Below are 13881 nucleotides of genomic sequence, written 5' to 3'. Positions count from 1 at the left end.
CCTCCTTTTTTTAAAGTTGATAAATCAGTTACTTACTTAAATTTTAAATCAGTTGTTAAGCAATTGTAATGGCTTTTGGCGCCTTAGCTAGCTCTTTTTTAGGGATCTGTACCATTAATATGCCATTTTCATAGCTGGCTTTTATTTTCTCTCCATCTGCTGATTTAGGCAAAGTGAATGATCTGCTAAATGCTAGATATGAAAACTCTTGAGTGGTGTATTTGTGGGTGTCTTTAGAGTTTTCTTTGGCTTTCGCCGAAATAGTAAGCTGGTTATGGTCTAGTTGAATTTTGAAATCTTCTTTCTTCAATCCAGGTGCGGCCATCTCAACGGCAAATCCATCTTTAGTTTCTTTTATATTGACTTTGGGAAGAGAATGTCTCGTGTTGGAGGCGCTTCTTCTTTTAGGTTCTAATTCTGGTAAAAATAAATCGTTTAATATATTGTTGAAAGCCGGATGTGTTGTTCTTAAAAGTGTCATTTTCTTAAAGGTTTAAGTTTAACATTTATTACATCCTCACTGTTACAAACTATATTCCAATTAGAAAATTTAAATAAAAAATGTCATTTTGTCTTTTTCTGTAGGATTCTAGGAGTATTTAATGACAGTTTGTCTTGTTTCAAGTAATTAATTTTATTGTATCGTTGTTCAATTAAGTTTGAATAGCTTAATTTTGGGTTATGACTAAAGAAAGATCGTTATCAGAGTTTAATAACGGGTTAAAGTTAAAGGGCTTTAATGTGTTTCAGATAGAGCAGGATGGGCAGGCTACACGCATTTATAGCAGAAAGGATTTTTATAAAATTTGTCTTACTACAGGCAAAAGTGTGATCCATTATGCTGACCGTAGCTATGAGGCTGACGATACTATTTTGTTTTTTGGTAATCCGCATATTCCTTATTCATGGGAAACATTATCAACGAGTTATGTAGGGTATACCTGTCTTTTTTCAGAAGATTTTATAAAAACATCAGAGCGATCTGAAAGTATGTTACAATCGCCTTTGTTTAAGATAGGGGGGACACCTATCCTAAAAATAACACAAGAGCAAAGGGAGTTTTTAAACAGCATCTTCCGTAAGATGATAGAGGAACAACAGACCGACTATTCATTTAAAGATGATTTGATAAGAAATTACATTCATCTCATTTTGCATGAGGCTTTAAAAATGGAGCCTTCAGAAAATTATGAACAGCATAAAAATGCTTCTTCAAGGTTAACTTCAGTGTTTTTGGAGTTGTTAGAAAGGCAGTTTCCTGTAGAAACGGCTGATCACCCGCTAGAGTTAAGAACCGCTCAGGACTATGCTAATTCATTGAATGTGCATGTTAATTATTTAAACAGAGCGGTAAAAAAGGTGACTGGTAGAACCACTACCGCTCACGTTACAGATAGGATCATTCAGGAGGCTAAAGCGCTTTTACAGCATACTACCTGGAATATATCAGAAATTGCCTTTGCTTTAGGCTTTGAGTATCCAACTTATTTTAATAACTTCTTTAAGAAACAGACTGGCAGTACTCCGAAGGCTATTCGCTCTTTGGAAGTTTGAATATCATAAATATTAAGTCTATCTGACTATAAAACACGTTTACAGCTGGTGTGAAATTATTCATATCAGCTGTTTTTGTTTACAGGGCACTGTAGAGGTTTGAAAATTGTATTTTTTGATTTGATAATCTTTATTAGGCGGCTTTGAATGCTTTTATATTTGTATTGAGTTTCAAAAAGAAGATAATGGAAGATACAAAAGGAGAAGGCAAAACTATTTTCGACAGGCTCTTAGCAGGGGAGACTATACCTATGGATGATCCTGAATATTCAATAATCAGGGAGGTGGTCAACCAAACCACTAAAATATCTAATAAGCTCAATTTATCAGAAGATACAGACGAAGCTCGCCAATACCTGAGTGAAATTATAGGGCAGCCAGTAGATGAAAGCACTACACTCTTCACTCCATTTCATACTAATTTCGGCAGACATATCAGTTTGGGTAAGAATGTATTCATTAACCATGAATGCAGCTTTTTAGACCTTGGATGCATCACTATTGAAGATGATGTGATGATAGGTCCGCGCGTTAACCTCACTTCAGAGAATCATGGAGTGGAGCTTTCAAAAAGAAAAATGATGATGCCCGCACGTGTGGTTATTAAAAGAAATGTGTGGATCGGCGCAGGCGTTACTATTTTGCCTGGTGTTACTGTAGGTGAGAATTCTGTGGTGGCAGCAGGAGCTGTGGTTTCTAAAGATGTGCCGGCTAATGTGGTAGTGGCAGGTGTTCCGGCTAAAGTGATCAAGGAGATAGATCCGAGCTAATTCATTTTACTTATTCAAGAGAAGTGATCCGGTGATTATTATATAGTAATTATAAGGAAAGTAGTATTAAAGCGATTAAACCAAATCATATGAAATCAGAAAAGAACCAAGAAAACAACTCCAGAAGGACTTTTATTCAACAGTCTATGGTGGTAGGTGCCGGTTTGTCAATGGCTAGTTCATTGCCAGTTTTTTCAAAAGAAAATAATTCTAATTCTAACATAAATATGAGTAAAAACATAAAAACAAAGGGCTATGCGGCTAAGGATGAGTCAGGAAAGTTGAGCCCTTATTCTTTTGAGCGTAGACCGGTTGGTGATGATGACATCTTAATAGATGTAAAATTTGCAAGTATTTGTCATTCAGATATTCACCAGGAAAAAGGACACTGGGGAAAACAAATTTACCCTCAGGTACCTGGGCATGAGATAGTAGGTGTAGTAGCAGCAGTAGGTAAAAACGTAACTAAATTTAAAGTTGGTGATCGTGCTGGTGTGGGTTGTATGGTAGATAGCTGTATGGAGTGTGAGAGCTGTAATCATGGTGAAGAGCAATTCTGTGATAACGGAAAAACAGTATTTACTTATGGATACCCTACAGAAGCAGAGCCTACAGGCATTACTCAAGGTGGGTATTCTGATAAAATAGTAGTAAGAGATCATTTTGCAGTACATATTCCTGAGCACATTAGCTTTGAAGAAGCTGCCCCTTTATTATGTGCAGGTATCACTACTTATTCTCCTTTAATGAAAGCTCAATTTAGAGTAGGAGATAAAGTAGGTGTAGCTGGTATTGGTGGTTTAGGTCACTTAGCAGTGAAATTAGCTGTATCTAAAGGAGCTGAAGTATATGCTTTCACTACTTCTGCTGATAAAGTAGAAGATATAAAATCATGGGGAGTGAAAGAGGTAATTGTGGTAGACGACGAGTTTAAAAGCATGCAAGCGCATAGCAAAACTTTAGATTACATGATCTGTACTATTCCTTACCAGTTTAACGTAACTCCTTATGTTGCCTGTGTTAAACCGGGTGGAACTTTCACTTTTGTAGGTATGCCTAATGGATCAGAAATCACTATCAATAACTTAATGCTTGCCTTTGCAAGAGTTAACTTCAATGCTTCTTTAATAGGAGGTATTCCTGAGACTCAAGAGGTAGTGCATTATTGTGCTGATAATGGCGTTCGTCCTCAAATAGAGGTGATCAAAGCTGAGCAAATCAACGATGCGTGGGAAAAAGTAGTGAACAAAGAAGCTCGCTACAGATACGTGATCGATGCAGCTACATTTTAATTGAAATTGAAAAAGAGGGTGTATTAAAAGTAGCTATTTAGGTAGCTTTTTGATGCATCCGCTTTTTGTTTAGATAATTTAAGAATTATGGAAATTACAACAAATGGAGCCATACCTTCAATGAAGGGGCCTGCTGACTGGTTTAGCGGTACAGTAAGAATCGATCCTTTATATCAGCCTAAAGAAGGGGTGACTAAAGGAGCTGGAGCTCTGGTGACTTTTGAGCCTGGGGCAAGAACAGCGTGGCATACGCACCCTGCCGGACAAACGCTTATAGTGCAGTCAGGCTTAGGTTGGATACAGAGAGAAGGAGGACCAATAGAGGAGATTCGTCCTGGTGATGTGGTATGGTTTGCTCCCGGAGAAAAACATTGGCATGGAGCTTCTGCAGAAAAGGCTATGAGCCATATTGCTATTCAGGAAGAACTGAATGGTGAAATGGTGACCTGGATGGAGAAGGTTTCAGACGAAGAGTATTCAAAATAATTGTTTGCTTGATATAGTAGAGGTTGCTGGAGAGATTTGGCAACCTCTATTTTTTTATGGCATTTTAAGATCTATTTTTATTCTAAATACTGCTGTCAGTTTATGCTGCGTAGAGTCAAAAGTCTATCTTTGCCTAAATAATATTTAAGATTTTATACGCATTATATGTTTGATAGCTCGGAGTATCCTAAAGGACTGGATGAAGATCTTTTTACAAAATGGCTGGAAGAGGGGAGAGCCAGTAAGATCAGTTATAACTATCTGCTTATAGTTTGGGATGATTTTGAAGCCGACTATCTGGCGGTGTACGTTGCTGATCGTGAGGAGATTTTCAAATACGAAAAATATCAGAATACTGCTAATAGAGAATCTTTAATAGCTGCCTACGACTTATATTCTGAGTCACGAATTGTTTAATCGCTTTTTTATTGATTTACTAGTCATGTAGTCCACGACCAGCCATAATAGTTGGAATGCACTTTTGTATTCTGGAATCTCTGGTTTTTGATTGCTTGGCGGAAGAGAAGTGAAGTAAATAGCCTCTTTGTCGGCCGGGAGTAAGGGCTTCAAAGGCATTTTTAAGAAGTGCATTTTCTCTAAGATGCTTCTTAAATTCATCAGGTATGGGCGTTTCTGTTTTTTGCTCATCACTGATTTTTAGGCCTTTCTTTTCTATCTCTATCGCTGCGTAGATGTATGACTTAATGGTTTCTTCAAGGTCTATAACCTGTTGTAATTCTGTGAATTTTATCAGGCGGTTAGACTGTGAATTTTCTCCGCCTTTTTGAAGGATTCCGGCAGTATCCTGAAGAAGAGCTCCTTTGAAAAAGCTTATAACGCAGTGATTTTTAAATGCAGCCACCATGGCTACATTCTTACCATTATGAGTGTAGCATGGCATACTCCATTTTAATTCTTCTTTGAGTCCGCAGCTCAGCACTATGGTCCTAAGCGCAACTAATTCATCTTTCCAGGAATGGACTTTACATTTAGGAGTACCTACCATGGCGCATCTGCCGCAGCCTACAGCAAGGTAATTATCAATTTTTGGGTTCATAATTCGCCGGAATTATCACTTTAATGATTCATTTTTTAATGAAAATAATAAAATTCCGACAAATTAAATGGCAGTTGTAATGATTTATATTTTTATACCAAAGCCATTGAGTAATACCAGTCTTAACCCAACATAGATCACTAAAATGGCGGTGAGCACACCTAATATTCGCATATTAAATTTCTTATTGGTAAGGTATGAGCCTATGCTTCCGCCCAATACTACGGCTATGATCAGTTTTAGTGTGAGCCCTTCATGCAGTTGAAAAGTGCCAGCTACGCCAAGGCCAATAAGACCCGCCACCGAATTGACAAAGATGAATAATGAGGCTAATGCAGCCACTGTGCGGGGGTTTGCCCAGTTGAGTAGGTTAAGAACTGGAGATAGAAATATGCCGCCTCCAATACCTGAAACGCCAGATAATAGTCCTATGGCGCCTCCCAGGCCTAGTTTTTTAGCTATTCCGAATTCTTTAGATTCTATCTTGGCCTGAATGAACCTCAGTATTAAGAATAATCCTGAAAGGATAAGTGAGGCTCCCAGTATAAGGAAGAAGGTAGATTGGGATAGTCTTACCTGAGCGCCGAAATAGGCCAAGGGTATGCTGGCTACCAAAAAGGGCCAGAAGAGCTTTATATTGAATACTTTGTTTTTGATAAACAGAAAAGTGCCGATAGAAACTACGCAGATATTGAGCAGTAAGGCGGTAGATCGTATCTCATAAAACTCAGTAAGAAATAAACTTAAAATGGCTAAATAGCTAGATCCGCCACCGAAGCCTACGGAGCTATAAAAAAGAGCAATAAAAAAGAAAATGAAAGGCAAATAGTCTATAGTCATTGAAAAAATGTTAATGTCAGGAGATTAGCAGACATTGTACTGTGTCTCCACTATCAAGTTTTTGAGGTTTAGGAATGAAGGCCAGTGCGTTGCCGACGGCCATAGAACGAATCATGGATGACATTTGACCATCCAGAATGGTGACTTCGTTATTGTAAACATGTGCTTTGAGGAAGGCCGGTCTGTCTCCTTTGAGTTCGTAGTCATGTGCTAATGGTAGGTTTACCTGGGGTAATCCGTTGCGTTTGCCTCCGCTCAGGCGCTGCAGCAGGGGTAATACATGGATGTAAAAGCAGGAGAGGGAAGAGGCTGGGTTTCCGGGGAGTGCGAACACAAACGTATCGTCTTTCCTTCCGAAATAGAGCGGCTTTCCTGGTTTTTGAAAGACTTTGTAATAGATCTCTTCAACGCCATTTTCCTCCAAAGCAGCTTTTACATAATCATAATCACCTACTGAGATGCCGCCCGAAAGTAAAAGTACATCGGTTTGTTTTAGATAGCTGGCTATTCCTGATTTTATCAGCTCAAAATCATCTTCAATTTGTTGTTTTTCAGTGCATTTATATCCTTGTTGTAGCAAAGCACCGCTGATGGCATGGCTGTTAGATTCAAAAATCTGCCCTGTTTTACGTTCCATGCCGGGTGTAATGAGCTCGTTGCCAGTAGTGATTAGTCTTACAATAGGCTTTTTGAATACTTTTATTGATGTTTTGCCTAAAGAAGCCAGCATACCTAAAGAGGCAGCGTTGATGTAGTGTCCTGTGGTGAATACTTCCTGCCCTAGATGAAGTTCTCCACCTTTGGCTCGTATGTTCTGGCCAGCCGTTATTTCTCCGTTGATCGTTAGTACATCCTTTTCTACTGAGGTCTTCTTTTCTACTGAGGTCTTTTCTTGCATTACCACTGCTGTAGTGTTATCAGGAACTTTGCCTCCGGTAAAAATACGCATGGCTTTGCCGTCTTCTAGCTTATTGGTGGCAGTGTTGCCAGCGGCTACTTCTCCTATTATAGTATAGCTTTCATATATACCACATACCGCGTAGCCATCCATTGATGAATTATCAAAGTCAGGCATGTCAAAAGGAGCGGTAATGGTTTCTGCCAGGTGATAGCCCAGAGCTGAGGAAAGGTCCTTTTCTTCTGATGTGGTGTTTATTTTCTGTGATTGTACGTGCTGTAGTGCTTCTTCTATTGATATCATTATCCGCCTATTGAGATCATTGATCGATTTTTTTCATAATGCTCTGAGTCCATTTTTACATCCATGCCGTCTCTAGAGAATTTCTTTTCTTGTATGCTGTTTAAGATGAGAGGTGTGAGCTCATCACCATTTCTGAAAGGGGTGAGTAGATCTGTTTCTGATGTGGCAAAAAGGCAGTTTTTCATTTTACCATCAGCAGTGAGTCTAATGCGGTTGCATTCAGAGCAAAAAGGATGTGTTATAGTGCTTACAATACCGAAAGATCCTGCATGGCCTTTTACCTTATAATTTACAGAAGTACTGTGTTTTGGGTTGTCGAGTGCTTCTACTTCACCAAATTTATTGCTAATGGTTTTTAAGATGGTTTCCTTACTTACTCCCTTGCTCCAATCCCATTTATTGCCTTTAAAGGGCATAAACTCAATGAATTTGATAGCCAGATTTTGGTGTTTGGTCAATTCAATAAAATCATTGATTTCATGATCATTGACATCCTTAATTAATACTACATTGAGCTTTATTTCAAAACCTTTTTCCAGACCGGTTTTCAGGTTATTCATAATGCGCTCATAGTAATCGCGCTTGGTAATGAAAACTGACTTGGCTTTGTCTAGCGTATCCAGGCTGAAGTTGATTTTTTTCAGACCCACTTCCTGAAAAAGGTCATAATAACGGTCGAGCAAAATGCCATTGGTGGTGATTTTTAAGGTAACACCCAGCTTGGCCAGCTCTCTCACTAAAAAGTCAAAGTTTTTGCGTATCAGTGGCTCACCTCCGGTCAGGCGAATGGTGTCTACGCCTAGTTCTCTGAAAGTAGAGGATATGCTGATGATTTCCTCCAAAGTCATAATGCTGGGCTTGTCCATCAGCTGAATGCCATCTTCTGGCATGCAGTAGAAGCAACGCAGGTTGCATCGGTCAGTCAGCGATATGCGCAGGTAGGAGTGTGGTCTTCCGAATCGGTCTACTATCTGTGAGCTCATATTAGTCGTGTCTAGATCCTTTTAATACTTCAAATACATGTAGTAAATGGGGAAAAACAGCATCCATACATTCTTTGGCTGCGTTAGATGATCCTGGAAATGCCAGAATCACTTTGCCATTTTTAATACCTGCTACTGATCTTGAAAGCATAGCAAAGGGTGTGCGCTGCTGTCCGTAGCTTCTTATTTGCTCTTCTACGCCTTGTAAAGTGGTATCAAGCAATGGTCTGATGGTATCCGGAGTTACGTCTCTTGGGCCAGCTCCGGTGCCGCCTGTAAAAATCAGCAGATCGGCCGTTTGAGTATTCACCAACTCGGCAATATCTTTTGCTTCATCAGGAATGATCACATAATCAGTGCTTAAACCCAGGGCTTCCAGCTTAGAAATGATGATTTTTCCTGCCTTGTCTTCTTTCTCTCCTTTAGAAATAGTGTCAGAGCAAACTACTACTTTTGCTGAAAGGGTCTCTTTTGGTGCTTTAAAAGAGGATTTACCCCCTGTTTTCTGTAATAGCTTAATGGTGCTGATTTCTACACCTTTATCTACAGGCTTGAGCATGTCATACATGGTAAGCGCAACTATGCTGGCGCCATGCATGGCTTCTACCTCTACACCGGTTTTGTAAATGGTTTTTACAGTCATAGAAATGATGATGTTTAATCCATCAATTTCATAATCTATTCCTGTGTATTCTATGGGTAGGGGATGGCAGTCCGGTAAAAGATCAGGTGTTTTCTTTACTCCCAGCAAGCCTGCTGCTTTAGCCATCTCAAAAACATTTCCTTTCGGGATCTCATTGTTTTTGATCATAGCAATAGTGTTCTCGCTACTGGTTTTAACAATAGCTTGTGCCGTGGCTACTCTGAGGGTATTATTTTTATGTGTTATATCTACCATATTGGTATTTAAAGTTCATGAATATTGAATGAAGGCTATTTACTAATGGTTCACCTTCCACTGGTGTGTTTCGTCTTCAAACAGCTCTTTGCCAAACACAGGAACATTGGCTTTTATTTCTTCTACCAAATAGTTGCACGCTTCTATAGCTGCTTTTCGGTGCGCCGATGAGGTGAAAACAAAAAGGCATATTTCTCCGGCTTTTACCGTGCCTAAACTATGATAGATATGAGAACAGGTAAGGTCAAATTTCTCAAAAGCTGACTCTCTGATCTCATGAAAGGCTTTTTCGGCCATTTCTTCATATGCCGAATACTCTATGGCTGTTACCGTTTTTCCTTCTATTTCATCGGCTCTAACTTGGCCCAGGAAAATACTGTGAGCGCCAATATTAGTTTTGCTCTGGTGGTTAGCTATAGAGGTAGCTATTTTATCTGGACTGATAGGCCCATCTACAAAGACCTTTTTTGGTTTCTTATTACTCATTTTAATATTTTTTGAATGCCTCCTTCTACATTAATCAGGTTGGTGAAGTCAAAAGTTTCATTTAAGAATTCAATGGCTTTTTTGCTTCTGATGCCTGATTGGCAGTATACATAAACAGGCTTTTGATTAGGGATTTCTCGGTGTCTGTCGCCAAGCTGGCTGAGCGGAATCTTTATAATATTTTTATTCTCTGGCTGAGGTTGCTCATGGGGCTCCCTCACATCCAGATACATTTTTTCATTGTCATTTACCTGGCACTGAACGGCTTCCAGGGTAAGTGGCTTATTGATTATATTTTTGACCGATGCTTCGTTTCTTTGAAAGCTAATGACCTGCTCTTGCATGGTTAGCGTATGAATAATCTTAAGCTTACCGCTCAAAGGATCGCCCAATTCTAGAATTAGCTTTATGGCTTCAGTAGCCTGATAAGTGCCTAAAATGCCAGGAAGTACTCCTATTACGCCTGTTTCTTCACAACTCACATCGCTTTTAGGGGCTTTTGGAAACAAGCAGCGGTAGGTAGGGCCATTTTTATAATTAAACACGGATAGCTGACCTTCGTACTTATAAATGGAGGCATAAATCCATGGTTTTTTGGTTAGTAGGCAAGCATCATTAATTAAATATTTGGTCTGAAAATTATCAGTGCCATCAATAATGATATCATATTTTTCAATGATACTTATGGCATTTTCAGTATTCAGATTTTCTATGTAAGTGTGAAAGCAGGTGTCTGAATTTAATTTTTCAAGGTACTGCTGTGCCGCTTCAGCTTTGGGCTGACCTATGTTATCTTCAGTGTATAAAATTTGACGGTGAAGATTGGTGATATCCACTTTATCATGATCTAATAAGCCTAATGTGCCTACTCCTGCAGCAGTAAGGTATTGTGCTGCCGGGCAACCCAAGCCACCCATGCCTACTATCAGTACTTTGGCATTATTAAGCTTTTGCTGTCCTAACTGTCCTATTTCTGGCAGCTTGATCTGTCGGCTATATCGTGATGCGGTTTCATTCATAGTTTATCCTCCGGCAAAAGGAGGTAGTAATGCTATTTCATCGCCTTCTTTAACATCGCCTTGGTCATTCAATTGCTGATTAATGGCCACTTGAATGCTATCTTCATCATTGAGATTGTATTTATTTATGCAGTAAGCCTTAATCTGGCTGGCATTTTTCAAATCATCCGTGAGTTCCAGGGTTTCATTGCCTACTCCGGTTTGCTCGGCTATGGCTCCAAAATATTTGATGGTAACGCTATGGCTCATAGGTTTGTTACTTTAAACTGATGGTGTTTCTTATCATGAATAGTTCCTTGTTTTTCTCTCAACGGCTGCCCATTGCTGTGGGTTATCACTGCCTGAATTTCTGAGAGCACAGATAGGGCTATTTCGGCTGGTGTTTCAGCGCCCAGATGTAGGCCTATAGGTGCATATATTTTTTCCACTTGTTCCTCAGTAAGCTCTATTCCTAATAGCTGTAGATCATCTAACATGCGATTAAACTTCTTTTTAGGTCCTAAAATACCTATGTAGGGTATTTCAGGGTAGTTTAGGAGTAGTTTGAGTACTGCTAAATCATAATTATAATTATGGCTAATCAAAACAAAGGCGGTGCGGTTATCTATGGTTATGCTATCGAGAAACTGCTCTGGTTTAGTCACTATTACCTGACAGGAACTAATAAAGCGTTCAGGATTAGCATGAGTGGGGCGCCCGTCGGTTACTACTATATCCCAGCCCAATATGTCAGCCATATTTGAAAGCACTTGTGCGTCATTACCTGCTCCAACTAGCACCAGAGTAGGAGGAGAGGTGTAATGTTCTAAAAATGCATGCTGAACTTCATCATCTTTATGGTATTCTCCAAAATGAGGAAATTCATGCTCTAATACTTTCGCTGCATCACTTTTTATTTGTTCAAAAAGCGTGGAGTCATTAAGTGTAGTTGATGTGTTTAGTTGTGAATCAAATACCAGTTGAGTGCCTTTTTGTTCTTTATGTTTGTTTAGGTTAAAAAGGCTTACAATTACTTTTTGCTCTTTAGAGCTTATCACTTCTTTTAAAAGAGATATTGGGTTATTTTCTTCTTCTGGGTTAATAGGCTCGAAGAGTACTTGAATAATGCCATTACAGCCGAGCTGAGCGCCTATAACAGCATCATCTTCATCGCTGGTGTCATAAGAGATTAACTTGTTTTTGTTTTGGTGAAGCGCATGTAGTGCTTTTTTGAGAGCGTCACCTTCCAGGCAGCCGCCACTAATAGCTCCGGTCATGAGTCCATTCTCGTCTACCAACATGCGAGCCCCTGCTTTGCGGTAAGATGAACCTTCCACATGGACCACCGTAGCCAGCGTACACTGAAGGTCGTTGGCCTGTGCTTTTTCAAAAGCTGATATGATAGATTCAAGTTCTCTCATTATACTTCAGTTTGATTTTATTAATGTCTTTATCATGTACAGCGGCCTTTTCATATAAATTGTCCTGTTAACAAGTCATTAGTTATTCGCTAAAGGAATATCTTTTACATTGATAGATTTAATCTCTCTTATCCAACGGGCATGTTTTTTTTCACCGGGTACTATCATTTGAAATGGACCAACATGCTCAGGAAGGCTTTTGTTATCTGCCTGATAGGCTATAAAAACGGCTTCGTCTTTAAATTGAGGATCTACCTCGGTAACGCTATAAATCACTTTGTAGCCATCAAGGGCATCTACCAGTATGTATTTAGTGAGGTTTCCTTTGATGTTACTCTTTTCAAAATTTACATCTATTAGCTCTAAAACATCTTTAAGAAGAACGCCGTGGTATGCGTGTGCTTTTTTGTCGTGCCCGGTAAGTTGCTTATCTACTTGCGGAAGTGATTCTAAATCTTCCAGACTTACTTCTATGGTATTATCTCCATTGGTAAGGGTGAAAGTGGGTGAGGGTTGTGATTGGCACGAATAACTAAATGCTGCTATAATAATACATAGCCAGGCTGCTTTCATATGAGTGTCTTTAATATTGAATTATTTAGAGTAGAGAGTAAATAGATGAAATTCAATCTTAAAGAATCACGTTACAAGAATACGATATATTTTTGAATATATAACGCTTGGCGCGAAGAAATGTTTATTTACTGTTTATAGAAGATCCAGTATTTGATTTTCATGAGAGATAAGTTCTTCTATTTTATTATTAAGCTCAGTATAGCTTTTCATTATTTTTTTACCTTTTTCAGTGATCTCGGCACCGCCACCTTTGGCTCCTCCTTTTTGTAATACTACTATGGGCTCACTGGATTTACTGTTTAGCGTGTTTATGATGTCCCAGGCCTTTTTATAGGACATGCCCATAGTTTTGGCGGCTTTAGAAAGGGAACCTAATTCATCTATGAGTTGTAGAAGCTTTAATGGTCCGGGACCAAAATACTTTTCTTCGTCAATATTGATCCAGCAACGAAATCGAATTTCTTTCATATTATAATATTGATAGGCTGCTAAGTTGAGGAAATAGAGAATTGTAATCAAGTTTTGATTTGCGTAACTGGTTTTCACGAAAAAGCACCATATGATATTAGAATTAATACATGACGTGCTTTTTGGTTTGATTTTATTAATTGATTGTTTGATATCTGTAAGTAATTTGGCAATTTTTTTTATATTCTTGTAACTAGAGTAAATAGATGAAATTTCAATATTTCATTGCAGTAGGTTCATAGTATCATCTTTATCGCGCTTTAACCAGTGTTGCAACATTGGCAAAGGTGTGTTAATTGCATTATGTCCTGCTGGTTGTGTTTCGGTGTGCACACATCGAAATTGATTTTGAGAAACAATGAGAGACTAGACTAAAAAAGAATCATGGCAGTATTTAAATTAAAAATCAATGGCAAAAGCCGCGAGGTGGATGTCGATCCTTTTACCCCATTACTTTGGGTGCTTCGTGATCATCTGGGGCTTGTAGGAACCAAATTTGGTTGCGGTATAGCTCAGTGTGGAGCGTGTACAGTTCATGTAGATGGTAATGCCGTACGCTCATGTCAGATGCCGGTACAATTAATTGGTGAAGGAGAAGTGACTACTATTGAAGGTCTTAGTGAAGAAGGAGATCATCCTGTACAGAAAGCATGGCTTGAGCAGGATGTGCCACAGTGCGGCTACTGTCAGGCAGGGCAAATTATGTCTGCCACTGCACTACTGAAGCAGAATCCTAATCCTACAGATGAAGAAATAGAGACTGCTATGAGTGGTAATATATGCCGATGCGGTACCTATACTCGTATTAAAAGAGCAATCAAATCAGCTTCACAAAACCAAAACGCTTAATT

Annotated in this window: 18 protein-coding genes; 6 read left to right on the top strand and 12 right to left on the bottom strand. The window is 39.0% G+C overall.

Translation table 11 applies throughout. The features are described from left to right. Nucleotides 1–55 precede the first annotated feature (55 nt). Nucleotides 56–481 (bottom strand): Hsp20/alpha crystallin family protein, encoded by a 426-nt coding sequence (locus LVD15_RS24155; RefSeq protein WP_233777746.1) that lies wholly within the window; start codon nucleotides 479–481, stop codon nucleotides 56–58. 200 nt (nucleotides 482–681) lie between these two features. Between LVD15_RS24155 and LVD15_RS24150 the strand changes: the two genes are divergently transcribed. From LVD15_RS24150 to LVD15_RS24130, 5 genes are all read left to right on the top strand, one after another. Next, a complete protein-coding gene (locus LVD15_RS24150) occupies nucleotides 682–1554 on the top strand; it encodes a helix-turn-helix domain-containing protein (protein ID WP_233777745.1) in 873 nt (290 codons plus the stop codon). A gap of 185 nt (nucleotides 1555–1739) precedes the next feature. After that, on the top strand, nucleotides 1740–2324 hold the full coding sequence (locus LVD15_RS24145; protein WP_233777744.1) for a sugar O-acetyltransferase: 585 nt from the start codon (nucleotides 1740–1742) through the stop codon (nucleotides 2322–2324). An 89-nt stretch (nucleotides 2325–2413) separates the two neighbouring features. After that, nucleotides 2414–3616, top strand: coding sequence for an NAD(P)-dependent alcohol dehydrogenase (locus LVD15_RS24140; protein WP_233777743.1), 1203 nt, complete (start codon nucleotides 2414–2416; stop codon nucleotides 3614–3616). Between the two features lie 87 nt (nucleotides 3617–3703). After that, nucleotides 3704–4102: a (R)-mandelonitrile lyase gene (locus LVD15_RS24135; protein ID WP_233777742.1), complete on the top strand. Its 399-nt coding sequence runs from the start codon at nucleotides 3704–3706 to the stop codon at nucleotides 4100–4102. 165 nt (nucleotides 4103–4267) lie between these two features. Further along, nucleotides 4268–4519 carry a hypothetical protein gene (locus tag LVD15_RS24130; protein WP_233777741.1) on the top strand — a complete coding sequence of 84 codons (252 nt, stop codon included), beginning with the start codon at nucleotides 4268–4270 and terminating at the stop codon, nucleotides 4517–4519. A 19-nt stretch (nucleotides 4520–4538) separates the two neighbouring features. On the opposite strand, the gene LVD15_RS24125 is transcribed toward LVD15_RS24130, so the two are convergent. The 11 genes from LVD15_RS24125 to LVD15_RS24075 all read right to left on the bottom strand — a co-directional run bounded on the left by LVD15_RS24125 (nucleotide 4539) and on the right by LVD15_RS24075 (nucleotide 13030). Continuing rightward, nucleotides 4539–5159, bottom strand: a complete 621-nt coding sequence (locus tag LVD15_RS24125) for a YdeI/OmpD-associated family protein (RefSeq protein WP_233777740.1) — start codon at nucleotides 5157–5159, stop codon at nucleotides 4539–4541. An 84-nt stretch (nucleotides 5160–5243) separates the two neighbouring features. Next, nucleotides 5244–5999: a sulfite exporter TauE/SafE family protein gene (locus tag LVD15_RS24120; RefSeq protein WP_233777739.1), complete on the bottom strand. Its 756-nt coding sequence runs from the start codon at nucleotides 5997–5999 to the stop codon at nucleotides 5244–5246. A 16-nt stretch (nucleotides 6000–6015) separates the two neighbouring features. Continuing rightward, nucleotides 6016–7200, bottom strand: a complete 1185-nt coding sequence (locus LVD15_RS24115) for a molybdopterin molybdotransferase MoeA (protein WP_233777738.1) — start codon at nucleotides 7198–7200, stop codon at nucleotides 6016–6018. Beyond that, complete coding sequence (gene moaA, locus LVD15_RS24110; RefSeq protein ID WP_233777737.1) at nucleotides 7200–8183, bottom strand: GTP 3',8-cyclase MoaA; 984 nt, start codon at nucleotides 8181–8183, stop codon at nucleotides 7200–7202. Before moaA ends, LVD15_RS24115 begins: the two co-directional genes overlap by 1 nt. A 1-nt stretch (nucleotide 8184) precedes the next feature. Next, nucleotides 8185–9081: a bifunctional molybdenum cofactor biosynthesis protein MoaC/MoaB gene (moaCB, locus tag LVD15_RS24105; protein WP_233777736.1), complete on the bottom strand. Its 897-nt coding sequence runs from the start codon at nucleotides 9079–9081 to the stop codon at nucleotides 8185–8187. A 42-nt stretch (nucleotides 9082–9123) separates the two neighbouring features. Next, nucleotides 9124–9567 carry a molybdenum cofactor biosynthesis protein MoaE gene (locus tag LVD15_RS24100; RefSeq protein WP_233777735.1) on the bottom strand — a complete coding sequence of 148 codons (444 nt, stop codon included), beginning with the start codon at nucleotides 9565–9567 and terminating at the stop codon, nucleotides 9124–9126. Beyond that, nucleotides 9564–10586, bottom strand: coding sequence for a HesA/MoeB/ThiF family protein (moeB, locus tag LVD15_RS24095; protein ID WP_233777733.1), 1023 nt, complete (start codon nucleotides 10584–10586; stop codon nucleotides 9564–9566). The genes LVD15_RS24100 and moeB overlap by 4 nt, the downstream gene beginning before the upstream one ends. A 3-nt stretch (nucleotides 10587–10589) precedes the next feature. Then, complete coding sequence (locus LVD15_RS24090; protein ID WP_233777732.1) at nucleotides 10590–10835, bottom strand: MoaD/ThiS family protein; 246 nt, start codon at nucleotides 10833–10835, stop codon at nucleotides 10590–10592. Then, entirely contained in the window at nucleotides 10832–11986 is a 1155-nt protein-coding gene (locus LVD15_RS24085; RefSeq protein WP_233777731.1) for an XdhC family protein, read from the bottom strand. The genes LVD15_RS24090 and LVD15_RS24085 overlap by 4 nt, the downstream gene beginning before the upstream one ends. Nucleotides 11987–12064: 78 nt before the next feature. Then, nucleotides 12065–12559 (bottom strand): molybdopterin-dependent oxidoreductase, encoded by a 495-nt coding sequence (locus tag LVD15_RS24080; protein WP_233777730.1) that lies wholly within the window; start codon nucleotides 12557–12559, stop codon nucleotides 12065–12067. Between the two features lie 135 nt (nucleotides 12560–12694). Further along, nucleotides 12695–13030: a winged helix-turn-helix domain-containing protein gene (locus LVD15_RS24075; RefSeq protein WP_233777729.1), complete on the bottom strand. Its 336-nt coding sequence runs from the start codon at nucleotides 13028–13030 to the stop codon at nucleotides 12695–12697. Between the two features lie 384 nt (nucleotides 13031–13414). On the opposite strand from LVD15_RS24075, the gene LVD15_RS24070 reads away from it, so the two are divergent. Beyond that, on the top strand, nucleotides 13415–13879 hold the full coding sequence (locus LVD15_RS24070; RefSeq protein ID WP_233777728.1) for a (2Fe-2S)-binding protein: 465 nt from the start codon (nucleotides 13415–13417) through the stop codon (nucleotides 13877–13879). Nucleotides 13880–13881 lie beyond the last annotated feature (2 nt).

This window comes from Fulvivirga maritima (genome assembly GCF_021389955.1).
In the GTDB taxonomy this organism is placed as follows: Bacteria; Bacteroidota; Bacteroidia; order Cytophagales; family Cyclobacteriaceae; genus Fulvivirga; species Fulvivirga maritima.
This window is presented reverse-complemented; position numbering and strand designations above follow the sequence as displayed.

Coding starts and splice junctions, on each gene's coding strand:
- LVD15_RS24070 (WP_233777728.1), top strand. CDS start 13,415: ATGGCAGTATTTAAATTAAAAATCAATGGCAAAAGCCGCGAGGTGGAT.
- LVD15_RS24085 (WP_233777731.1), bottom strand. CDS start 11,986: ATGAGAGAACTTGAATCTATCATATCAGCTTTTGAAAAAGCACAGGCC.
- LVD15_RS24090 (WP_233777732.1), bottom strand. CDS start 10,835: ATGAGCCATAGCGTTACCATCAAATATTTTGGAGCCATAGCCGAGCAA.
- LVD15_RS24125 (WP_233777740.1), bottom strand. CDS start 5,159: ATGAACCCAAAAATTGATAATTACCTTGCTGTAGGCTGCGGCAGATGC.
- LVD15_RS24075 (WP_233777729.1), bottom strand. CDS start 13,030: ATGAAAGAAATTCGATTTCGTTGCTGGATCAATATTGACGAAGAAAAG.
- LVD15_RS24130 (WP_233777741.1), top strand. CDS start 4,268: ATGTTTGATAGCTCGGAGTATCCTAAAGGACTGGATGAAGATCTTTTT.
- LVD15_RS24135 (WP_233777742.1), top strand. CDS start 3,704: ATGGAAATTACAACAAATGGAGCCATACCTTCAATGAAGGGGCCTGCT.
- LVD15_RS24080 (WP_233777730.1), bottom strand. CDS start 12,559: ATGAAAGCAGCCTGGCTATGTATTATTATAGCAGCATTTAGTTATTCG.
- LVD15_RS24155 (WP_233777746.1), bottom strand. CDS start 481: ATGACACTTTTAAGAACAACACATCCGGCTTTCAACAATATATTAAAC.
- LVD15_RS24145 (WP_233777744.1), top strand. CDS start 1,740: ATGGAAGATACAAAAGGAGAAGGCAAAACTATTTTCGACAGGCTCTTA.
- LVD15_RS24120 (WP_233777739.1), bottom strand. CDS start 5,999: ATGACTATAGACTATTTGCCTTTCATTTTCTTTTTTATTGCTCTTTTT.
- moeB (WP_233777733.1), bottom strand. CDS start 10,586: ATGAATGAAACCGCATCACGATATAGCCGACAGATCAAGCTGCCAGAA.
- LVD15_RS24115 (WP_233777738.1), bottom strand. CDS start 7,200: ATGATATCAATAGAAGAAGCACTACAGCACGTACAATCACAGAAAATA.
- LVD15_RS24150 (WP_233777745.1), top strand. CDS start 682: ATGACTAAAGAAAGATCGTTATCAGAGTTTAATAACGGGTTAAAGTTA.
- LVD15_RS24100 (WP_233777735.1), bottom strand. CDS start 9,567: ATGAGTAATAAGAAACCAAAAAAGGTCTTTGTAGATGGGCCTATCAGT.
- LVD15_RS24140 (WP_233777743.1), top strand. CDS start 2,414: ATGAAATCAGAAAAGAACCAAGAAAACAACTCCAGAAGGACTTTTATT.
- moaA (WP_233777737.1), bottom strand. CDS start 8,183: ATGAGCTCACAGATAGTAGACCGATTCGGAAGACCACACTCCTACCTG.
- moaCB (WP_233777736.1), bottom strand. CDS start 9,081: ATGGTAGATATAACACATAAAAATAATACCCTCAGAGTAGCCACGGCA.